This window comes from Paracoccus versutus (assembly GCF_000763885.1).
Lineage (GTDB): Bacteria > Pseudomonadota > Alphaproteobacteria > Rhodobacterales > Rhodobacteraceae > Paracoccus > Paracoccus versutus.
Genome location: NZ_JRKO01000013.1, coordinates 25,016 through 45,089, shown reverse-complemented (window position 1 = coordinate 45,089; position 20,074 = coordinate 25,016). Strand labels below are relative to the sequence as shown.

The following is a 20,074-nucleotide window of genomic DNA, read 5'->3' as shown; positions in this document are numbered from 1 at the left end:
CTTACCTCATTTCGCCCGGAAATCGCCCATGCGGGTAAAATCGTCGCTGCCCTGGTAGGGCGCATCGGCCCAAAGCTGCGCGGCCTTTTCGGTCAGCGGCAGCCGGGCGCCGCATTCTTCGGCCAGCTGCCGCGCCAGCCGCACGTCCTTTTGCATCAGCGCCATGGTGAAGCCGCTGTCGAAGGCGCCGTTCATCACCCAGTTGGGGAAATGCACCTCGCTGAGCATGGACCTGCCGGACGCGGCGTTCAGCACCTCCAGCACCGATTGCGCGGGGATGCCCGCCGCCTCGGCCAGGCGCAGCCCCTCGGCCGTGGTCAGCATATGGGCGGCGCAAAGCAGGTTGTTGACCAGCTTGGCCACATTGCCCGCGCCGCTGTCGCCGACATGGATCGCCTTGGCCGACAATGCGTCGATGACGGGCCGGGCATCGGCCAGGTCGGCGGCGGAACCGCCGATCATCATGGTCAGCGCCCCCTTGGCCGCCCTCGCCGGCCCGCCCGAGACCGGGGCGTCCAGGAAGCCGTGCCCCATGGCGGCCAGTCGTGCCGCCAGCGCCCGCGACACCGCGGGTTCCGAGGTCGAGGTGTCGATGACGACGATCCGCGGCCGGCCCTGGAGCACCCCCGAGACCTGGTCGATGACCCCTTCGACATCGCGCGCCGTGGGCAGGGAAAAGACGACGTGATCGGCCGCAAAGACCTGGGCCAGATCGCCCGCCGGCTCCACGCCCGCGGCGCGGGCCTGTTCGGACCGCTCGGGGGACAGGTCGAACCCCAGGGTGCGGAAACCGGCCCGGACGGCCGAGGCCGCCATGCCAAGGCCCATCGCGCCCAGGCCCACGACGCCGACGGTGGATGTTTCTGTCATGTGATCCTCTCCTGTTGATGCCCGACAATTCCCGCAACCGGGGTGCCGGCGCTAGCGGTCGGATCACGAACGAGGTGTTGCCCCCTGCGCAACATCGGCAAAGCTGGCCATGCTGCGTTCCAGATGTCCGGCCAGTTGCGCGACCGAGGCCGGCAGCCGCCGCCGCGCCCGCACCATCAGATGCGCCGTCGCCCCCAGAAGCGCCAGGTCGGCCAGTTCGCGCACCACCGCCGCGCCCTCGGCCAGGTCCATGGCGACCGAGGCGCGGGGCAGGAAGGCAAGCCCCAGCCCCGCGGTCACGAAGCGGCGCAGCGCGTCGATCGAGGTGGTCATCAGCTGCGGCGCCAGCGCAAGCCCGCTGTCCGAGGCGACCCGCGCCAGCAGGTCGGTGGTGCCGTGCCCCCTGGGCAGCAGCGCCAGGGGAAAGGCCAGGCAATCGGCCAGCCGGACCTGCGGCAGGCCGGCCAGGGCATGGCCGGGCGGCATCACCACGCAAAGCGGGTGGCTGGCCGAAACGATGCTGCGCACCGATCCCGTCACCGGCGGGTTGTAGGCGATGCCGATGTCGCTTTCGCCATTGGCCAGCGCCGCGACCACCGTGTCCGTCGAGCCGATCAGCAGCTCATAGCGCACATGCGGGCTGTGCGACACGAATCCGGCCAGGCCGTTTCGGATGAAATCCGCCAGGAATCCCTCGCCGCAATGGATGCGGATGTTGCGCTGCTGGATGCCGCGCAGGTCGGCCAGCTGTTCCTGAAGGAAGCCCGCCTCCTCGACGACATGGCGGGCATGTTCCAGCACCAGGTTCCCGGCATCGGTCAGGCGCACGCCTTTCGAGCTGCGCTCGAACAGCGTAACGCCCAGCTGCGCCTCGAGGTCGGCGATCTGGCGCGACACGACCGAGGGCGCCAGCCCAAGCTGGTCGCTGGCGGCGCGGATCGAGCCATAGCGATGCACGGCCAGATAGATGCGGATGTCGCGGCGGTCGAGGGTCATCATCGCCTCACGATGATGACCGTCCGTCTCGCGAGTCAAGGCGCGCGCAGCTCTGCCAGCGCCAGGTCCAGCCAGAAGCCGACGGCAGGCGGGATCAGCGCATCGTTGAAATCGAAGCGCGGCGAATGCAGGCCCGGATTGTCGCCGGTCTCGCGGGCGGACCCCATCCAGAAATAGCAGCCCGGCACCTGGTTCAGCATGAAGGCGAAATCCTCGGCCGCCATGCTGGGCGGGGCATCGACGACCGAAAGCCCGCCCGCCGCCGCGACCTTCCGCACCAGGGCGGCGTTCTCGGGCGTGTTGAGGGTCGAGGGATAGCGCCTTTCATAGTCGATCCCGGCCGTGCAGCCGAAACCCTCGGCCACCGATGCGGCCAGCTTGCGCAGCCGCGCCTCGATCAGGTCGCCGACGGCCGGATCGAACCAGCGGGTGGTGCCGCGGATGACGGCCGTCTCGGGCAGCACGTTCCAGGCGTCGCCGCCATGGATCTGCGTCACCGACACGACCGCGCTGTCCAGCGGGCTGACGTTGCGCGCCGCGACGGATTGCAGCGCCACCACCAGATGCGCGGCGGCCAGCAGCGTATCCGCCCCCTCATGCGGCATGGCGCCATGCGCGCCCTGGCCCAGAAGGCGGATCTCGAAGGTGCCGAAGGCCGCCATCATCTCGCGGTCGCGCGCGACCAGCGTGCCGAGCGGCAGGCCGGGCCAGTTGTGCAGCGCATAGACCGCATCGACCGGGCAGTCGCTGAACAGCCCGTCCTCGACCATGGCCCGCCCGCCGCCCTCGTTCTCCTCGGCCGGCTGGAAGATGAAGCGGAGCGTGCCCTCGAACGGCATGCCGGCCAGCAGGCGGGCGGCGGCCAGCGCCACCGCCGTATGGCCGTCATGGCCGCAGGCATGCGCCCGGCCGGGATTGCCCGAGGCCCATTCGACGCCGCTGGCCTCGGCGATCGGCAGGGCGTCGATGTCGGCGCGGATGCCGATGGCGCGATTGCCGCTGCCTTTCGCCAAGCTGCCGACCACCCCGGTCCGGCCGATGCCGCGCCGGACCTCATAGCCGAATTCCGCCAGCTTCGCCGCGATGAAACCGGCGGTCTCATGCTCCTGGAACCCCAGCTCGGGGTTGCGATGCAGCTGCCTGCGCCATGCGACCGCATCGGCCACCACCTCTGCCGGCAGATCGCGCATCAGAAGAGCCTCAGCGTCAGGTCGGCGATCACCACCGAGCCCATATAGGTGCCCAGCATGACGCAAATGGCGACGATGACGATCTTCCAGCCCGAGCTTCTGGCGATGGCGAATTCCTTGGCCGACAGCGCCAGCCCGCCATAGGCCAGGGCGGGCGTGGCCAGCGACAGGAAGTTGATCTTGTCGGCCTGCCGCACCACCCAGTCCGAACCGGGAACGCCGGGGATCGTGGCGACGATGGCGATCAGCGACACCCAGGCGACGGCCGGCAGGTAGAAGGGCACGAAGCGGGCCAGCATCAGCCCGACGACCGAGCAGAGATACAGGAAGGCCATCCCCGGCAGCGCCTCGAACGCGCCGGTGCCGGTCGAGACATAGTTCGCAATCGTGCCGATGACGCAGGCGATCAGCAGCAGGATCGCGGTTTCGCCGATGCGAATCCGGCGCTCGTCCAGTTCCTCGTTGCCCAGGGGCAGGTTTTCAGCGGTCTTGCTCATGATCTCATCCCTGGTTGTAAAGCTCGGGCCGGGCCTTGCGGAACAGCCATTCGGTCAAGGGCAGGGCGACGAACATGCCGACATAAAGCCCGGTGGCATAGGTCAGCACGTTCGAGGCGCCCGCCAGGCCCAGGATCAGATCCTTCTGCTCGGGGATGACATTGACCAGCGCGCCGGTGCAGGCCGCCAGCATGGACCCCGAGCCGACGCCGCAGGACATGGCCAGCGCCCGGACGTCGAAGACGCCAAGCGCATGGATCAGGGGCGGCATGATGGCAAAGACGAAGGTGCCGATCAGCGTGCCGGTGGCATAGACGCCCATGACGCCCGCGCCCTCGGGGCTGTCGAGGCCGTATTTCTCGGCGATCAGGGCGAGGTTCGGCTCGCGGTCGATGGAATAGACCGCGCCGATGGTCTCGCGCCCCATCCGCAGCAGGAAGACGGCGACCGGGAAGGCGATGACGATGGTGCCGAGGTTGCCGATCTCTTGCAGGACCAGGGCGGGGCCGGCGTCGATGATGGCCTGGATCTGGGGGCCGACCGTCGTGCCGAACTTGGCGACGAAGGGGGTGATGGCGATGGTGATCATGCCGCCCGCGAACTTCTGCACGCCGGGGGTCAGCAGCCGTCCGGTCGCGCGCGTGATGTTCGGGTTCAGCACGATGCCCATGGCGAAGGCATAAAGCATCGGCAGCAGGATGATGGCGGCGATGCCGATGGGCAGCCTCAGCACGCCGATCGCCTCGGCGATGCAGACGATGACAAGCACGGTCGCGTGCAGCGCCCAGGTTCCGGGGCTGAAGGCAGGGGTGTCCCGCATGGGATTTCCTCTCTGTTGTGGCGGTTTTTCGACGGACTATGAAATCTTGGTGCGGGATCGACCAGTCCGGGAACTGGAACATCGCGTTGCCCGGACAGCAACGAAAGCCCCCCGGCCGGGACGGGCCAGCGCCGGCGGGCCTTGCCGTCTTGCGCCCTGCGCGGCCTTGGTGCGCGTCCTTCGCGACATTCGCTTGACGCATGGCAATATCTTTACATACGAATGTATGCATCTTCTGTCGTTCCCGAAGGGAGAGCGGGGGCCGCAGGGGCAAGCGGGGCGGGGAGGCCCCGGATCAGGGAGGAACGAATGAACGGAACAGAACCAGGCCGCCTTGCGGCACTGGCCGGAGGCGCGATGCTGACGGCAATCCTTGGCGCCACTGCGGCCGAGGCCACGAACGGCTATTTCGCCAATGGCTATGGCGGCACCTCGAAGGGGATGGCCGGGGCGGGGGTCGCGATACCCACCGGCATTCTGGGCCTGGCCCAGAACCCCGCCACGGGCACCGCGTTGCCGACCCAGGCGGGGATTTGCCTGACCGGCTTTGGGCCCGAGCGCGGCTTCAGCATCGCCCCCGGCGGGCCGCTGGCGCCCGGCAGCCAGACCAGCGGCAACAGCCTTTTCTGGATCCCCTGCGGCGGGTTCAACTACAAGCTGGACGAGCAGAGCTCGGTCGCCGTCTTCATGTTCGGCAATGGCGGCATGAACGTGGAATACGGCACCAACCCCTTTGCCGCCCTTGACCCGTCTGCGTCCACCGATCCGCTGGGGATCAATCTGGAGCAGGCCTTCATCAGCCTGAACTATTCCCGCAAGCTGACCCCGCGGCTCTCGGTAGGCCTGGGGCCGGTGCTTGCGGTGCAGCGGTTCAGCGCAACGGGGCTGGGGGCCTTTGCCGGCATGTCCGCCGCGCCCGGCGCCGTGACCCATGGCGGCGACGATTGGTCGACCGGCCTGGGGGTGTCGCTGGGCGTGCTTTACCAGGTGGACAGCCAATGGACCCTGGGCGCGTCCTGGCGCAGCCGCATCGACATGCAGCCCTTCGAGGATTATGCGGGCCTTTTCGCCGATGGCGGCGAATTCGACATCCCGGCGATGGCGACGCTGGGCGTCGCCTTCCGCCCGGCCGACCGCCCCGGCCTGACGCTGACCGCCGAATATCAGCGCATCTTCTATGGCTCGGTCCCCTCGCTGGCCAATAGCGGGGCGATGCTGGCCGCGCCCCTTGGCAGCGCCGGCGGCCCCGGTTTCGGCTGGAAGGACATGGACGTCGTCCGCGTCGCCGCCGCCCAAAGGGTGAACGACAGGCTGACGCTTCGCGGCGGCATCAGCCATGCCTCGAGCTTCATCGACCAGGGCGACGAGGTGCTGCTGAACATCATGGCCCCGGCGACGCCGCGCTGGCATGCCTCGATCGGGTATAGCTACAGGCTGGGCGAGCGGGCCACGCTGACCGGCAGCTACACCCATGCCTTCCGCGAATCGAAGTCCGGCGCCAACCGGACGCCGGGCCTGGGCCAGCAGACCACCCTGTTCATGGAGCAGGACGAGGTCTCCATGGGCATCAGCTGGGATTTCTAGCCGCCTTGGGGGGCGCCCCTGCCGGGGGCGCCCCTTGCCTGGTCCGCTTCGGAAAAACCCCATGGCGGCCGCATCGCGCGCGGCGGCGCCGATCCCCTCTCAGGGCTCGGCCGCCTGTATCATTTCGTTGAACACCTGGTATTCATCCGCAAAATGCCGCCGCAGCCGGTCGAGTTCGTCCGCCCCGTAGTGTTTCAGGATGTCCCTGGCCGGGACCGGGTTGACATGCGCATGCCCCAGCTCCACCGGGCCGCCAAGAAGCTTTTGCGCAAAGCCCTCCAGGCTCGCCAGGGTTCCGACGGAGCCGAGCCATTTCGATGCGGTGGCGGTGTTCGGGATGTGAAAGCGATAGCCGCGCCGGATATGGGCGATCGACCGGGTGGCGAAATCGACGGCGGACATTTCGTATTCCCCGCCCGACAATATGGCGTCGAGATAGGCGCGCGCGTCGCGGAAATGCAGGAAGGCGGTGGCTTCCTCGACGGTCCAGGGGCTCTGGTAGGTCGGGCGCCCCTGCCGCAGGCGCGACATGAACCCGCTGACGATGCGTTCCAGCGGGTCGCGCAGCACGAAGGATATCCTGATTCCGGGAAACGCCGCCCTGATCCTGGGGACGGTCCAGTCGTGATGAAAGATCAGCGGGACGCGGAACGGCTCGGCCGCAGCCACCCTTTCGGCGGCCGTCCGGAAGGTCGTCCCGCCGGTCTTGCCGATGTGCAGATAGGCCCTCGTGCGGTCGCGCCCTTCGGAAATCTGCCTGAGGATGAGGGGGTCGTCGGCCATGGCGTCCTGGAAAATCCTGCTTCGGGACCATTAATGCATCAGGCCCGGCGCTGCCAGTGCGGGCAAGATCTTGCGCATCCGCCCAGGCGGTTTGGGCAGGAACGGGCCGTGCGATTTGCCCGCGGCTGCCGCCGGCGGGGCCGGCGCGCTAAACTTGCCGGCATGGGAGCGACGCTTTTTCTGTCCATGACCGCGCTTGCCGCGTTCCTTGTCGGCCTCGACCGCAGGGGAGCCGCGCGTCTGCTGGCCTTTGGGTTCGGCGGCATGGCTGCGGCGGTGGCGCTTTGGGTGATGGCGGCGCTGATCGCGGTCTACCGGCCCTTCTGACCTTGCCCAGGCATCGCTGGCTCGGGGTGGCCGACCGGGAAATCCGTCCGGCGGGCGTATTCGCCCGAATCTGAAATTACCAAGCAATATCAAAGGGAAGTGGCGGAGAGGGTGCCCGCCACTAGTCAGGGCATCGCGGTAGCAATTGGAAGCCATTAAACCAAGGATTCATAGGAAATACCTGCCACCCTAGTAGTATGCAGTTGCATTTGGTAGTGGACGGCAGCAACAATGATGGCGGGTATGATGGAGGGCTTTGAGTGCCGCGTCTCGCCAAAGAGCTTTCGCCGCTTGAGGTGAAAAGATTGCAGCACCCCGGCAAAGGGGGCAATGCCACGTTCGCGGTCGGCGGCATCTCTGGGCTGCTGTTGCAGATCACGCCCGCAGGTGGCCGCACATGGCTGCTTCGGGCGATGGTCGGCGCCAGGCGCCGGGAAATCGGGCTGGGCGGCTTCCCGGAGGTGTCCCTTGCAATGGCCCGAGAGCGCGCGCGCGAAGCAAAGGACAAGATCCGAAACGGAATTGATCCGGTCGAAGAAAGGAAAGCGGCGAAGGCGGCCCTTGTGGCTGCGCAGCTTCGGGGCCTGACGTTTGCGGATGCCGTCGACCAGTATCTTGCAGCGAAACTGGACGCCTTCAAGAACGAGAAGCACAAGCAGCAATGGGGCAATACGCTCAAGAGCTACGCCATTCCTGGCCTGGGGGCGCTGTTGGTTCAGGATATCACCGTGCAGGACGTGCTGCGCGTGTTGCAGCCGATCTGGTCGACCAAAACCGAAACGGCATCGCGCCTGCGCGGGCGAATCGAGGCGGTTCTTTCGTGGGCGACGGTGGCCGGGCACCGTGTGGGCGACAATCCGGCACGCTGGGCCGGCAATCTGAAAGAGTTGCTGCCTGCGCCCTCCAAGGTCGCGAAGGAGGGAAATCACCCTGCGGTGCAGATCGCAGACGCGCCCCGCTGGTTCGCTGCACTTCGGAAGCGGGAAGGCATGGGAAGCCGTGCGCTCGAATTTGCCGCTCTGACCGCGGCCCGGTCGCAGGAGGTGCGGGGCGCGCGCTGGGACGAAATCGACTTGGCGGCGGCGATGTGGATCATCCCGGCCGAACGTATGAAGATGGATCGAGAGCATCGGGTGCCGCTGACCAAGGACGCCGTGGTTCTGCTCAAGGCGCTTCCCAGGTTCGCGGGTAACCCGCTGGTGTTCCCGGCTCCCCGTGGTGGGGAAATGTCCGACATGACGCTGAGCGCCACCATGAAGCGGCTACATGCTGCTGATCTGGCCGAGGACGGCCTCGGTTTCATCGACAGGGCCAGTAAGCGCCCTGCGGTGCCCCATGGCCTGCGCTCGACCTTCCGGGACTGGATTGCAGAGGAAACCCATTTCCCCGGCGATATGGCCGAGGTCGCGCTTGCCCATAAGGTCGGGAACGCGGTCGAGGCGTCGTATCGGCGCGGAGACATGGTAGGAAAGCGCCGCGCGATGATGGCGGCTTGGGCGGATTTCCTGACCGGCAATGACCGGGCCGGGGCTAAAGTTGTGAGGTTAGACCGCTGATGGCGAAAGGGAAGAAGCCCCCAAACCAATTCCTTCTATCGGATATAGACCCGCTATCCTTCCTTGAAGTTATCGAAGCATACGCAGCCGGTGCAACAGTCGAACCCGACTCCCCCTTTCAACAAATGACCGCCATATCCTTTGCGCGGGTTGCCGAGGGGGCTGTATATCAGCATCGCGCGAATTTGCCGAATGGTCGCGTCGGCGAATATACCCTTCGCGCACAAAAGCTGATGGAAAATGCCCTTGCCGAAGCGTGTTTTTCGGGAGGCGTTCACTGGACGCTTGCCCATGTGAAGAGCGTTTCCGCCAACGAGGCAGAAAGTGTGCGAGCAAACCTTGATCTGCACGACGAAGAAGTGAGGCGTAACGCTGCCCGGCAATGCGCCCTCATCCTCAAAGAAATCGCTGAGGCTGCGCGCCGCAAGGGCGTGAAGGGACGCCCGCCCGCTGCGTCGGGTGATGATAAGTTGGCGCTGTGGGACTCCATGCTTTTGCGGGATGCCGTTGCGTTAGTTGCACCGGGCAAGGAAGGCGACCGGGACGCCATATCCGAACAAATCCCTACCGTCGCCCGGACCTATCTGCGGTTAGGCCAATTGCCTTGGCGCGGAGAAACACTGCAAGATTGCGTTGATATTCACTCCGACCGGGTGCGCCGCCGCTTGGACGGGCTGCCCAAGACGACGAAGGACTTCCGAGGTTTCTCGATTAAACGCCGGGAGCAATAAGCAATAAGCGCCATCAGATTGATCCCAATCACTACTGATTGGGGAACATCATGGCCGATACCTACCTTGCAGCCGCTCAGATTGCCGCCCGCTACGGGGTTCACCCGAAAACGCCTTGGCGCTGGGCAAGAACCGATCCGACCTTTCCGAAACCCGTCACGCTAACGCCCGGCTGCACCCGCTGGAAGCTCTCTGAGCTTGAAGGTTGGGAGCGGCGCCGGGCTGAAATGGCAGGCGCCGCTTAACGAAACCGCCACCCTGAGGCAAAGGGCGGCGGCGCATTCGTGTTGCGGTAGGGTTATACCGCAAATATAGCGCCCAGCGCCCTTGCCCGCAAGCCATGAGGCAAGGTTATGTCCTTCAAAGAGCAATGGCCCGCACGGGCATTCACCATTCGCGACGGGGCAGCAGATCCCCGCGTGGTCGTCGTCAAGGGCCGGGACCGCTGGGCCCTGGAAAACCTGATGCAAGCTGGGCCGAGGGGCTGCACGCCCATCGACCATCCCGGCCCGCGCTGGTCGGCCTATGTGTTCAAGCTGAAAAAGGCCGGCGTCTGCATCGAGACGATCCACGAAAGCCATGAGGGGCCGTTTCCCGGCCATCATGCGCGCTATGTCCTGCGGTCCAGCGTGACCCCCGGCCGGGAGGCTGCGGCATGATGGCGCTTCGCATTTCCCGGCTCTGCATCCGCTACGGCATCAGCCACGACCGCGCCGCGATGCTGGCCGCCCTGATCTGGGGGGCCGGCCGTGACTGACCATATCATAGCCGAGGAACAGGACCGGGTTAATGCGATCCGCGCCTGTCGGGGATTGGCGGGGCGCGCATGACTGACGCCCGCACCCTGACGCAATCGCTGGGCGGCAAATGGTATGGCCGCTATGGCCTCGCCTGCTGCCCGGCCCACGGCGACCGCAAGCCCTCGCTTTCGCTGGCCGATGCCCCGGATGGGCGCCTGCTGCTGAACTGCAAGACCGGCTGCGCCTTCACCGATATTCTGGATGCCCTGCGCTCGCGGGGCATGCTGTCGCGGGACTATCGCCCCGAGCCGCTGAGCCCGGCCGAGATGGCCCGCCGCAAGGCCGAGGACGAGGCCGCCGCCCAGATGGCCGAAAAGCGTGCGCTGGCCTGTTGGCGCGATGCGCAACCGATCAGTGGCACCATCGCGGAAGCCTACCTGCGGGGCCGGGGCATCACCTGCGCCTTGCCGGATAGCCTGCGCTTCCATCCCGATTGCTGGCATCCCGGCGCCCAGCGCGCGCCGGCCATGGTGGCCCGGATCGACGGGCTTCCCCGGCTGGCGGTGCATCGGACCTATCTGCGCCCCGATGGCAGCGGCAAGGCCGATCTGGACCCGCCCAAGGCCATGCTGGGCGCAGCGCTGGGTGGTGCCGTGCGTCTGACCTGCGCGCAAGGGCCGCTGGTGGTGGCCGAGGGCATCGAGACGGCGCTTTCGCTGGCCTCGGGGCTTCTGTGCCGACCCGCGACTGTCTGGGCCTGCCTGTCCACCTCGGGCATGGCCGGGCTTCGGCTTCCCGATAGCCCGCATCGCCTGACCATCGCCACCGATGGCGACGAACCGGGAAAGACCGCAGGTCGCAAGCTGGCCGAGCGTGCCAGCGCCATGGGCTGGACCGTCAGCCTTTTGCCAGCCCCCGAAGGACGGGACTGGAACGATATCCTAAATCAGAAAGGGGCCGCGGCATGACAGCGCCCATGAGTATCGAGGTGGCACAGCCCATCCCGTTCAAGGCCGAGGGGCCGCAGCCGCTCATGCGGGAAATTCCGCCGGGCGAACCCTATCCCATTCACGCGCTCGGCCCGCTGCTGGCGGCCGTGGAAGCGGTGCAGGACATGTCCCAGGCGCCCGCCGCCATCGCCGCACAATCGGCGCTCTCCATCGCCGCCCTGGCGGTGCAGGGTTTCGCGGATGTGGAAATCCTCGGGGGCGGCACCGCGCCTTGCTCGCTGTTCTGCCTGACCATAGCCGAGAGCGGCGAGCGCAAGTCCACTTGCGACCGGCTGCTGATGGCCGGCATCCGCGACCACGAGGCCCGCGAAGCCGTGACCTATCGCGAGGCGTTCCGCGAATACGAGGTGGCCGCCGAAATCTGGCAGGGCAAGCGCAAGCGCCTGATGGCGGATGCCGCGGGCGCTGATCCCGGCAAGGCGCTCAAGGCGCAGGCCGAGTTGCAGACCCTCGGCCCGGCGCCGGTCGAGCCCCTGAAACCGAACCTGACCTTTCAGGAACCGACGATTGAGGGGCTGTTCAAGTTCTACCAGGCGGGGCGCCCCTCGGTCGGGCTGTTCACCGACGAGGGCGGCAGTTTCATCGGCGGGCACGGCATGAACACGGATAACCGACTCAAGACCATCGCCGGATATTCGAGCCTCTGGAACGGCGACAAGCTGACCCGGATGCGGGCCGGCGACGGCACCAGCGATTATCCCGGCCGGCGCCTGTCCATGCATGTCATGGTGCAGCCGATCATCGCCCATCCCTTCCTGGCCGATCCGCTGGCCGCGGGCCAAGGCTTCCTGGCGCGGTTCCTGATCACCGACCCGCCCAGCGCCATCGGCACGCGGTTGCGGCGCGGCCATGACGCCGGCAGCCGGTTGAACCTTGATGCCTTCACGGCCCGGCTGGTCCAGATCCTCGCCACGCCGATGCCGACCGGCGACACGGAACGCGAGTTGCGGCCGGTCACGTTGCCGCTCTCGGCTCGGGCGCGGGATCTGCTCTGGCGGTTCTACGAGGAAACCGAACTGGCGCAAGCACAGGGCGGTGCGCTGGAACAGATCCGCTCCTATGGCTCCAAGGCTGCGGAACAGGCGGCGCGCATCGCAGGGGTGCTGACCCTCTGGACCGATCTGGACGCCCCGGAGGTGGCGCCCGAGGCGATGGGCTGGGGCATCGAGCTTGCCCGCTTCTACCTGGGTGAGGCCCGGCGTCTGGCCGAGGCCGGGGCCATCTCCGAGGAAACCAACCGGGCCGAGATGCTGCGCCGCTGGCTGCTGGATAGCTGGCCGCATCAAGACGTGACGCCCCGTGAGATTACGCAATACGGGCCGAACAGCCTTCGCGAAAGTAAGGTGGCCCGCGCCGTGCTAACCGTGCTTGAGAAACACGGCTGGATCGTTCCGCTACCTGAAGGTGAGGTGATCCGGGGTGCGGCACGAAAGGAAGCTTACCGGATCGTGAGGCCGTGCCATGCCGGTTGATCCGCGCTCCGCTGGGGCCGCTGCACCCGCTACTCCTGCTACACGCGGCCCCTTTGTAGCGGAAGTAGCGGGTGTAGCAGGGGTGAATGGCTGGAAGCGGAAATGTCGCTTTGGCTGCAAGCGAATCCCTTTCAGCGAGACACGGCAGGCAAGTCCGCCGATTATGTCATGCCCTAAAAGACGCCCGAGCCGTTTTGACCGGCTCTCCCGGTTTCCGGCCTTGCTGCACCGCTACTTCCGCTACTCCCGCTACACAGGCGGGGTTTGTAGCGAATGTAGCGGGTGTAGCGGTGAAGCGCCCTGCCATCCTGATCTCCCCTTGCAACTGATCACCCTCCGCCCCGGACCCGTCCTTCACGTCTGGCAGGATGGCCAGCATATCGTAGCAATCCCCCTCACGCCCAGCACCGCCCTTTGTCTCGCGGCCGATCTGCTGCGGGCCGTGCAGGCCCTCAATCTCAAGGAATATCCATGACCGCACATGCTACCGCATCCAAACTGGACATGGCGAAACTCGCCAAGCTGCGGGCGCTGATGGATCGGGGGGCAACGCCCGGCGAGCGCGAGGCTGCCCGTGCCAAAGCAATCGTGCTGGCCGCTTCGGCCGGACTGACGCTTGCCGCGGCGCTGTCCAAACTGGACGCACCCGCCCCCGCGGCTCAACCGGCCAATATCTTCACCGGGTTCGCTGATTGGATGGAAGAACGCGAACCAGGATACAAAGTCCGTGAGGCCGCGCGCCGTGCCGAGAGGGAAGCCAAGCGGCTGGCGCGGTGTCGCGAACTGCTGGCGGTCTATGGATCAGAGGACGCGGTATTCGCCCCGACAGATCTGGAAGCGGCAATTCGCGATGCCCTCGACCCGCTGACCGAACCGGGCAACTCGTTGTGGGGCTATCGGGACTTCAAGTTCTCCGATGGACCAACCCCGGAAATGTGGGAGGCCCTGCGCGTCACGGGCCACGTGCCCGCCACCGTCCCGAAGGCCTGGGCGGCGTATCAGGCCCAGGAAGCGCGCACCGACAACCGGATAGCGTTCTGCCCGGACTACACGCCCATGGCATGGGAATCGGCGTGGTCGTCCGCACTCGAATATCTGCTGGACAATCTGCGAACCCCGACCGCGGAAGGCATTGCGGCCCGGTTGGACTGGCTGGAATTCCTGGCCAACCGGGACATGGCACGAGGCATAGAGGCCGACCGGAACCTGATTGCTTCGCTACAGTCGGACTTCGCCGCTTTCGTCGCGTCCAATTCTCGCCAGTCTGGACACAGCACCGCCGCCCAGCGCCGTGCCGCCGTTCTGGACCTGCTGGCACAGGCGCCGGGCTTGTCGGATCGGGAGATATCCAGGCGGGCCGGATGCAGCCCCCAGACGGTGGGCAACTGGCGGCGGAAGCTGGAAGGGGCTGTGCAATGAGGCGCGCGATACGGGCATATTTCAGGAAGAATGCCGCTGCCCTGGCGGCGCGGTTTGCCGACAAGTCGATTGTCTACGGGAAGGGTGGCGGGCATTTCCGCGCATCCGATGATGGGGCTGTTCGCATAGTCCGCGCCGCCTTTGAAAAGCACTTCGCGAACATCTCCCGCCCCACGGTGGTCAAGCTGACGATGGAAGATGCCAGATGCTTTCCTGGCTTCAAGGGGCATCCTGACGCCAGTGAGGTGGCGTGGCTGGTCGTCGTGTCGGATAGCAGCGGCGAAACAGCCTATGGTATCGTGCAAGAGGGCTGCCCGACGCTCGACAGGAAGATACGCGAGGGCTTTGCCAAGGCTCGGGCGCAGCAGACCGCCTGCGAAATGCTTCTCGAAATGCGCAGATTGGACAGGCCGGCCGCAGGATCGGCCTAGCCTATCAATGCTGGATAAGCTCGCCCGCATGGGGTAATATAATACCTGCATTCATTGAGGCAGGTGGGATATGCGGGTAGTTCATCAGGGACCAAACGATCAACTGGCGCTGGCGCTGGAACGCGCCTTTGGCATGGCTGAAAGGGCTTCGCCCAATGCCTTGGCGGCCATAGGGACGGGCTCGAATCCGGTGGTTGAGGCGCTGCTTGCGTCTGGATCGCCGCGACCCGTTCCGCGGCCGGCGCAAGAGGTGACGAACGCCCTGATCGCGCCGGGGGTTCGCCCCCAATCGCAAGGGAATGCGATAGGTCAGACCCCGGCGCTTCGCGGGCTGTTCAGTGCAAGGTATACCCAACCGCCGCCCAGCGCCGCTGCGCCGAATGGACAAGCGCCTTCGCTGCACAATACGCGCGCGCTGGTAGATCAGCCCTCGGGGCGGGCCGCGCAGCCCCAAGCTGCACCGCAAGCCGGTCCGCCCATTGAGGTGGAATTGCCGGACGGCACTATCATTGAATTTCCTGCCGGCACATCCGATTCCGTCATGCGCGATGCGCTACAGCGTGAATATGGGCACGGCCTCACGGGTGGCGCTTCACGAGCCAGCTATTCCGAATTGATGGCGGCCATGCGTCGGGCGGATGCGGCAGGCGACGGCGCAGCGGCGCGTCGGCTGGGCGAATTGGCTGTGCAGGCCCGTGACCGCGAAAAGGCGCAGGGTCAGTCGAAGGGCGGCCAAGGCAAATGGCGAGACGCGCCGATTGTGGAGCCGCAGCAGCAGGCCGGACCGTGGACCGACTACGGCGGCCCCGGCAGTGATGCCATGCAGGCCGCACGGCTTGAGCAGGCCAAACGCGAACTGGCTTCCAGACAGCAAGGGAACGCCCCCGGCGCTGGGCCATGGACCAAATACCAAAGCCCGGTCGGTCAAAATCAGACCTTCGAGATTCAGGGGCCGGATGGGCAGATCTACGAGGTTCAAGCTCCCGATCAACAAACCGCGCTGGACGCATACAGGCAGATGACCCAGGCGCAGCCCACATCGCCCCAGATCGTCGGCGGGGTGATTATGCCGCCGGCTGTCCCGGCCAGCGGGCAATGGGATGCGCAGCCCGCTCAGATGGGTGCCAAGGACTTCATCCGTCACGGCAGCGATGCGGCGGCGGACATGCTGGCCGCTGGCGCCGCGGGTGTCTCGCGCGGCGTGACCGGTCTTGCGGATCTTCCCGGCATGCTGACGGGGGGCGTCGGCAAGCTGGCATCCTCCGGGCTTGAACGTGCCGGCGTGGTTTCTCCGGGTGTCGCCCAGGGCATGCGCAATGCCTTCGACATGATGCCGGCGGGTAGTGGCAACTTGTTCCGGGGAACGGCCGCCGCCGCGACAGGGGGCGCCAGTGAGTTCCGAGGCAATACCACCGCCGGGAAATACGCCGGGACCGTGGGCGAGTTTGTTCCGTCCGCCATGGTGATGCCCGGCGCTCCGCTGTCGAACGCCCTGCGATATGGCGTTGTTCCCGGCCTTGCGTCGGAAGCGGCGGGACAACTTGCTGAGGGGCTGCCAGGAGAGCAATTGGCGCGCGCCGCCGCAGGCATGCTGGCTGCCCCGGCCCTCAATGCCGCCGAATATGGAATCAGGCGGGCGATTAGCCCTCATGGCGGCGCAGATCAGGGCCGCCTCGCCCTTGCGCGCGTTCTCGACGATGCAGGTGTTCCTGTCTCTGCCGGCCAGCGTGTCGGCAACGAGGCCCTGCGCCGCAAGGAAGGCATGACCAATGCCGGGCAGGCGCTGAACGATACACAGCGCGAGGCGCTGACGCGCGCGGCTCTCAGGACTGCGGGGACGGATGCCAGCCGCGCTACGCCCGAGGTGCTGGCGGATACGGCGAGGCGGATCGGATCGGTGTTCGATGATGTGGCGCGCGGCGTGGATGTGACCCCGGAGCCTGCCACGCTCAATGCCCTGGCCGCCGCGAATGAAACCTACAAGCAGCTTGCCCCGAAATCATCCCAGGCGCCCATTATCGGGGAGGTCGTCAAGCGCATGACAGGTGCGTTCAGGACGGGCCAGACCATCCCGGCCAGCACGGTCAATTCGTGGCGGTCCAGCCTATCGAAGCTGACCACCAGCAGCGACGGCGCAACCCGTTCTGCGGCTATCGAGGCGCTGGGCGCGCTTGATGATGCTCTTGCATCGACCCTGACCAGCATGGGGCGCACCGATGACGTGGCGCGTCTGGCGACGGCGCGCGAGCAATGGCGCAATTTCCTGGCCATCCAGAAGGCAGCCACCGGAGCCGGCGAAAACGCTGCGGCTGGCATCCTTTCTCCCTCGGCTCTGCGAAGCGCAGTTGTCCAGCAGGGCCGGGCTTCCTACGCTCAGGGGAATCGAGGCGAGCTTGGCAATCTCGCACGGGCTGCGGAGGGTGTTATCAGGCCACTGCCGACCTCCGGCACGGCCGAAAACTTGCGCGCCTTGGGTATCCCGTTTGCCATGTGGTCCGCTGCCGGAGCGACAGGGGGCTATAAACTCGCCGGCCCGATGGGTGGGTTGCTAGGAGCGATGGCCGCAAGTGCCGTGCCTTCCGCGGCAGGAGCCGCGCGAATGTCGCGCCCAGTGCAGAACTGGCTGGTCAATCAGGCGGTTGGACCGGGTGGCGACGCTCTTCCACGTAACGCCCTGTCGCCGGTCCTGGCGGCGCTCTTGGGGCTGAAAGAGGATTGAGGGCATGTCAATGCAAGAGCCCATCCAGATCCATCATTCCGGCGCCGAGCTTGCCGCCCGGAGAAAGGTCGCTGGGCTCAAGCAGCGTGAGCTTGCCCAGCGCGCCGGGTGCGGTCGTTCCGCTGTCCAATATTGGGAGCGCCGCAGCCGGCTCGATCCCACATCCTGGGCGGTCGCAAGGATGGCGCAGGCCCTGGGTTGGGTTCTCCCGGCTCGGATGGTGGTGCACTACGCGCACGCGCGGGGAAGGGGTCTTAGGCGCGAAATCGCGGAAGCCGATGCTTTGGCGGCTGCCATGTTCGAGGAATGGAAAGCCCGAGAAGCCCAGCGCGCGGCAACCCGCCGTGTCGTCTGCGGTGCCAAGACCCGGAAAGGAACGCTATGCCGCTGCAAGTCCGAGCCGGGCAAGCGGCGCTGCAAGTTTCATGGCGGCAAGTCCACCGGGCCGAGAACGCCCGAAGGGATCGAGCGCATCAGGGAGGCGCAACGGCGGCGCTGGAAGGCCGAGGCAGCGAACAAGATGCCTGCCGATTCGGGCGGGCGAGGGGTTGGGATGCTTGCAGAATCGCTATGGACCGAGAATCGTTCTCCTGAAGAACGAACGAGGTCTCAGATGGCGTTTCCACCCCCGCCCAACAGTAGAAGTGCGATCAGGCGAGCGGGCATTGCGATATCTGAGGGCCGCGAATCCGAGGACGCTGGAAGGGCTGGCGCCATCAGCGCCGACGCGATGATCAAGCTTGTCGTGAAACGCATGTTCTGTTCCTCTCGACCGGGGGAGCGGTAGGCCCTCTGATGGGGTTGCTGGCCGTTCCTACGCCTCAAACTCATCCTCAAGCCGGATGGCCGTGCCGTCAACGATTGCCTTGATCTGCTCGACGGACCATCGCTGATGAGTCCCTATCTTGCAGGGACCGGGCAAAGACCCATGATTAATAAGGTCAGCGAATTCCTTTGGCGTCATATCAAGGAGCTTTGCAGCAGTTTCGAGCCGCACGAATATCGGCTGAACATTGCCTCGTCTCGCCATTTTCTCGCTCTGACTGCCCTAGTGTTCTGAGTCTGACGCTTGCTACCGGTTCCCCCGGATATCGTCGAGCGCAATCGAGGAAATCAACCGAAAATCAAGTCGCACTGGCTCATAGCACCGGGCTTGTTTCTCGGCAGAGGGGTTAGTTCTCGGGCGATATGTGGTATCATGATACTGACCCGACTGTGACCCACGGAAAAACGGAGCCATCACCATGCCAGCACCCGACCCTTGGGCCATCAGCATCGAGGAAAGGCCGAACGGCTGGTCTGTCCAATGCGATACCTTCATGTTCTCAGGGCGCACGCAGAGGCTGGCGCGAGCCAAGCGGATCTTGTCGAACCTGCGGAAGAATGGTTGGTGCTGTGCATGGTGCGGCCAACCCGTGCCAGAGTTCCGCAGGGCCGATGCCGTGTTCTGTCGTGAATCATGCCGGAAGCGTGCGGCGCGTTCGCGGAGGGCAGAGAGGTCGCGCGCCGCCAAGTTTGGCTAAGCGGCGCGCAGACGCCGCTAGCTTTCGTCCCCAACTATGGCAATAAGCTTGCGTAATGCGGTCGCATGAATGGCTGTCCTGATGGACAGAAGGCAATAGACCACGACAACCGCCATGAATAGGTCGGAGTAATCGGGGCGAAGCGTCGGAGCAAATACCTCTGCGGCGAAGAATGCGCAGATAAGCGCAGGCGCCGAAAAGTCCCTTTCCCTCCGAGTAGCCCTTAGATCCCGCCTAGCATCGTCCAGAATCTCGCGCTTCGACATTGCTTCCCCTTCCAGCATCACTGTCGTTGAACCTGCCTTTTGTGCATTCGCTTGTGATGGCGTGTCTTGGCGGTATGCGACCCCGACGCCAGAAGAGACGTGCCCGCCTTATCGATTAGTGATGATGCGGCTGTCGCCAATTTCAATGAAGAGCCGTCGCGAGGACTTGTTTTCTGCCCAATTCCACTCTGCTTCTATCAAGGTAAGTGCTTGCCTGACTCGATTAGCGGCTTGCGTTTCCCGACATCGCAGTTGGAGCAAGCTAAGCCGTTTATATTGATTTAGGCTGATTTTATTGCGTTTCGCACTCGTGCGCATGTCTTTGTCGATGGCGACGAGTATGGCATCGTTTGCTATGGCGGCAGATGCTACCAAGTCATCGTTCGAGCCGGTGGCAATGGCCTCATGCAAGAAAATGACTTCATGCCTGGCTTCTTGGAGCATTACCCCCACGCCTCGCGGAACGCCCTCATCCAAGAAAAACCGCAAACGCTCTGTCACGCGGCCTCATCTATGGCGCGCACGGCAGCAATGTCGGCACGGGTCAGACTGGGATATTCAGCAATTATCGTATCGTCATCGTAACCATCTTGGATGAAGGCCAGGATGGATTTCACCATGATACGCGTTCCGGCAATGACCGGCTCGGCGTGAACCACACGCCGAGCCTTGACGATTTGCCCCTCTTGCCCTTGCCCGCGGGAGAACTCTTTCGCGACGGCGCTTTTCATATCGCCCCGAACAACTTCCAGCGGGATGCCAAGAATACCTTGGCCGCTTACCACCTCTTCGCGTGCCGAGGTGTGAGGATTGTCGAACACGACGCGGCGGTTCAGCACATAGAGGGTCACTCCGGCCCAATCTTCATCCGCGATTTCACGCAGCTGTTTGCCGACACTCCGCAGATGCTGCATCGAGACGCCGATATCTCGACGCAGCGCACCAATAACACGAAGGTTCAGCAGGTCGCGAAAAGAGTAGATACGGCCTATTGATCGATCATGCCCGATGGAGGGCTTGTAAAAATCCGTCCTATCCCATGCGCGCAGCTGACCTACGGTCACGCCGGTCAGGCGCGCCGTCTGAGCCTCAGTAAACGCTTGAACAACGGATTCTGTCATTTTTTCAAAAGGGCCAACC

20 protein-coding genes are annotated in these 20,074 nt (G+C 65.3%); 12 read left to right on the top strand and 8 right to left on the bottom strand.

Annotated elements, in window-relative coordinates; all coding sequences use genetic code 11:
- Nucleotides 1-6: 6 nt before the first annotated feature.
- The 5 genes from IT40_RS07470 to IT40_RS07450 all read right to left on the bottom strand — a co-directional run bounded on the left by IT40_RS07470 (nucleotide 7) and on the right by IT40_RS07450 (nucleotide 4,373).
- Complete coding sequence (locus IT40_RS07470; RefSeq protein ID WP_036752599.1) at nucleotides 7-870, bottom strand: NAD(P)-dependent oxidoreductase; 864 nt, start codon at nucleotides 868-870, stop codon at nucleotides 7-9.
- A gap of 63 nt (nucleotides 871-933) precedes the next feature.
- Nucleotides 934-1,866, bottom strand: coding sequence for a LysR family transcriptional regulator (locus IT40_RS07465; RefSeq protein WP_208021336.1), 933 nt, complete (start codon nucleotides 1,864-1,866; stop codon nucleotides 934-936).
- 35 nt (nucleotides 1,867-1,901) lie between these two features.
- Entirely contained in the window at nucleotides 1,902-3,056 is a 1,155-nt protein-coding gene (locus IT40_RS07460; RefSeq protein ID WP_036752593.1) for a M20 aminoacylase family protein, read from the bottom strand.
- A complete protein-coding gene (locus IT40_RS07455; RefSeq protein WP_036752590.1) occupies nucleotides 3,056-3,553 on the bottom strand; it encodes a hypothetical protein in 498 nt (165 codons plus the stop codon). Before IT40_RS07455 ends, IT40_RS07460 begins: the two co-directional genes overlap by 1 nt.
- Before the next feature lie 4 nt (nucleotides 3,554-3,557).
- Entirely contained in the window at nucleotides 3,558-4,373 is an 816-nt protein-coding gene (locus tag IT40_RS07450; protein ID WP_036752587.1) for a DUF3100 domain-containing protein, read from the bottom strand.
- A 309-nt stretch (nucleotides 4,374-4,682) separates the two neighbouring features.
- On the opposite strand from IT40_RS07450, the gene IT40_RS07445 reads away from it, so the two are divergent.
- Nucleotides 4,683-5,957 carry an OmpP1/FadL family transporter gene (locus tag IT40_RS07445; protein WP_166436107.1) on the top strand — a complete coding sequence of 425 codons (1,275 nt, stop codon included), beginning with the start codon at nucleotides 4,683-4,685 and terminating at the stop codon, nucleotides 5,955-5,957.
- 99 nt (nucleotides 5,958-6,056) lie between these two features.
- Here IT40_RS07445 and IT40_RS26655 read toward each other — a convergent pair whose 3' ends face one another.
- The gene (locus tag IT40_RS26655) at nucleotides 6,057-6,740 is read right to left on the bottom strand and encodes a sulfotransferase family protein (protein WP_052095784.1); all 684 of its coding nucleotides are present in this window, start codon (nucleotides 6,738-6,740) and stop codon (nucleotides 6,057-6,059) included.
- A 186-nt stretch (nucleotides 6,741-6,926) separates the two neighbouring features.
- On the opposite strand from IT40_RS26655, the gene IT40_RS28450 reads away from it, so the two are divergent.
- The 11 genes from IT40_RS28450 (at nucleotide 6,927) to IT40_RS27385 (ending at nucleotide 17,932) form a co-directional block, all read left to right on the top strand.
- Nucleotides 6,927-7,067 carry a hypothetical protein gene (locus tag IT40_RS28450; protein WP_157034065.1) on the top strand — a complete coding sequence of 47 codons (141 nt, stop codon included), beginning with the start codon at nucleotides 6,927-6,929 and terminating at the stop codon, nucleotides 7,065-7,067.
- A gap of 260 nt (nucleotides 7,068-7,327) precedes the next feature.
- Nucleotides 7,328-8,623, top strand: a complete 1,296-nt coding sequence (locus tag IT40_RS07435; protein ID WP_036752582.1) for a tyrosine-type recombinase/integrase — start codon at nucleotides 7,328-7,330, stop codon at nucleotides 8,621-8,623.
- Nucleotides 8,623-9,354, top strand: coding sequence for a hypothetical protein (locus IT40_RS28445; protein ID WP_147307289.1), 732 nt, complete (start codon nucleotides 8,623-8,625; stop codon nucleotides 9,352-9,354). Before IT40_RS07435 ends, IT40_RS28445 begins: the two co-directional genes overlap by 1 nt.
- Nucleotides 9,355-9,404: 50 nt before the next feature.
- Nucleotides 9,405-9,599 carry a helix-turn-helix transcriptional regulator gene (locus IT40_RS27400; protein ID WP_084196909.1) on the top strand — a complete coding sequence of 65 codons (195 nt, stop codon included), beginning with the start codon at nucleotides 9,405-9,407 and terminating at the stop codon, nucleotides 9,597-9,599.
- A 108-nt stretch (nucleotides 9,600-9,707) separates the two neighbouring features.
- Complete coding sequence (locus IT40_RS07430) at nucleotides 9,708-10,013, top strand: winged helix domain-containing protein (RefSeq protein ID WP_036752579.1); 306 nt, start codon at nucleotides 9,708-9,710, stop codon at nucleotides 10,011-10,013.
- A gap of 167 nt (nucleotides 10,014-10,180) precedes the next feature.
- Complete coding sequence (locus IT40_RS07425; protein ID WP_036752572.1) at nucleotides 10,181-11,062, top strand: DUF7146 domain-containing protein; 882 nt, start codon at nucleotides 10,181-10,183, stop codon at nucleotides 11,060-11,062.
- On the top strand, nucleotides 11,059-12,576 hold the full coding sequence (locus tag IT40_RS07420) for a YfjI family protein (RefSeq protein WP_084196907.1): 1,518 nt from the start codon (nucleotides 11,059-11,061) through the stop codon (nucleotides 12,574-12,576). Before IT40_RS07425 ends, IT40_RS07420 begins: the two co-directional genes overlap by 4 nt.
- 471 nt (nucleotides 12,577-13,047) lie before the next feature.
- A complete protein-coding gene (locus IT40_RS29505; protein ID WP_208021337.1) occupies nucleotides 13,048-13,995 on the top strand; it encodes a helix-turn-helix domain-containing protein in 948 nt (315 codons plus the stop codon).
- Complete coding sequence (locus IT40_RS07410) at nucleotides 13,992-14,426, top strand: hypothetical protein (RefSeq protein ID WP_036752564.1); 435 nt, start codon at nucleotides 13,992-13,994, stop codon at nucleotides 14,424-14,426. The genes IT40_RS29505 and IT40_RS07410 overlap by 4 nt, the downstream gene beginning before the upstream one ends.
- Nucleotides 14,427-14,496: 70 nt before the next feature.
- Nucleotides 14,497-17,145 carry a hypothetical protein gene (locus IT40_RS07405; RefSeq protein WP_147307290.1) on the top strand — a complete coding sequence of 883 codons (2,649 nt, stop codon included), beginning with the start codon at nucleotides 14,497-14,499 and terminating at the stop codon, nucleotides 17,143-17,145.
- 4 nt (nucleotides 17,146-17,149) lie between these two features.
- Entirely contained in the window at nucleotides 17,150-17,932 is a 783-nt protein-coding gene (locus IT40_RS27385) for a helix-turn-helix domain-containing protein (RefSeq protein ID WP_084196905.1), read from the top strand.
- Between the two features lie 1,110 nt (nucleotides 17,933-19,042).
- Here IT40_RS27385 and IT40_RS28440 read toward each other — a convergent pair.
- Both IT40_RS28440 and IT40_RS27380 read right to left on the bottom strand, forming a co-directional pair.
- Nucleotides 19,043-19,435: a DUF5615 family PIN-like protein gene (locus IT40_RS28440; protein ID WP_147307291.1), complete on the bottom strand. Its 393-nt coding sequence runs from the start codon at nucleotides 19,433-19,435 to the stop codon at nucleotides 19,043-19,045.
- Nucleotides 19,432-20,055: a DUF433 domain-containing protein gene (locus tag IT40_RS27380; protein ID WP_036752558.1), complete on the bottom strand. Its 624-nt coding sequence runs from the start codon at nucleotides 20,053-20,055 to the stop codon at nucleotides 19,432-19,434. The genes IT40_RS28440 and IT40_RS27380 overlap by 4 nt, the downstream gene beginning before the upstream one ends.
- Between the last annotated feature and the right edge of the window lie 19 nt (nucleotides 20,056-20,074).

Coding starts and splice junctions, on each gene's coding strand:
- IT40_RS27380 (WP_036752558.1), bottom strand. CDS start 20,055: ATGACAGAATCCGTTGTTCAAGCGTTTACTGAGGCTCAGACGGCGCGC.
- IT40_RS07420 (WP_084196907.1), top strand. CDS start 11,059: ATGACAGCGCCCATGAGTATCGAGGTGGCACAGCCCATCCCGTTCAAG.
- IT40_RS07450 (WP_036752587.1), bottom strand. CDS start 4,373: ATGCGGGACACCCCTGCCTTCAGCCCCGGAACCTGGGCGCTGCACGCG.
- IT40_RS07470 (WP_036752599.1), bottom strand. CDS start 870: ATGACAGAAACATCCACCGTCGGCGTCGTGGGCCTGGGCGCGATGGGC.
- IT40_RS07445 (WP_166436107.1), top strand. CDS start 4,683: ATGAACGGAACAGAACCAGGCCGCCTTGCGGCACTGGCCGGAGGCGCG.
- IT40_RS29505 (WP_208021337.1), top strand. CDS start 13,048: ATGACCGCACATGCTACCGCATCCAAACTGGACATGGCGAAACTCGCC.
- IT40_RS07425 (WP_036752572.1), top strand. CDS start 10,181: ATGACTGACGCCCGCACCCTGACGCAATCGCTGGGCGGCAAATGGTAT.
- IT40_RS07465 (WP_208021336.1), bottom strand. CDS start 1,866: ATGACCCTCGACCGCCGCGACATCCGCATCTATCTGGCCGTGCATCGC.
- IT40_RS07410 (WP_036752564.1), top strand. CDS start 13,992: ATGAGGCGCGCGATACGGGCATATTTCAGGAAGAATGCCGCTGCCCTG.
- IT40_RS07430 (WP_036752579.1), top strand. CDS start 9,708: ATGTCCTTCAAAGAGCAATGGCCCGCACGGGCATTCACCATTCGCGAC.
- IT40_RS27400 (WP_084196909.1), top strand. CDS start 9,405: ATGGCCGATACCTACCTTGCAGCCGCTCAGATTGCCGCCCGCTACGGG.
- IT40_RS07460 (WP_036752593.1), bottom strand. CDS start 3,056: ATGCGCGATCTGCCGGCAGAGGTGGTGGCCGATGCGGTCGCATGGCGC.
- IT40_RS26655 (WP_052095784.1), bottom strand. CDS start 6,740: ATGGCCGACGACCCCCTCATCCTCAGGCAGATTTCCGAAGGGCGCGAC.
- IT40_RS07405 (WP_147307290.1), top strand. CDS start 14,497: ATGCGGGTAGTTCATCAGGGACCAAACGATCAACTGGCGCTGGCGCTG.
- IT40_RS07455 (WP_036752590.1), bottom strand. CDS start 3,553: ATGAGCAAGACCGCTGAAAACCTGCCCCTGGGCAACGAGGAACTGGAC.
- IT40_RS28450 (WP_157034065.1), top strand. CDS start 6,927: ATGACCGCGCTTGCCGCGTTCCTTGTCGGCCTCGACCGCAGGGGAGCC.
- IT40_RS28445 (WP_147307289.1), top strand. CDS start 8,623: ATGGCGAAAGGGAAGAAGCCCCCAAACCAATTCCTTCTATCGGATATA.
- IT40_RS27385 (WP_084196905.1), top strand. CDS start 17,150: ATGTCAATGCAAGAGCCCATCCAGATCCATCATTCCGGCGCCGAGCTT.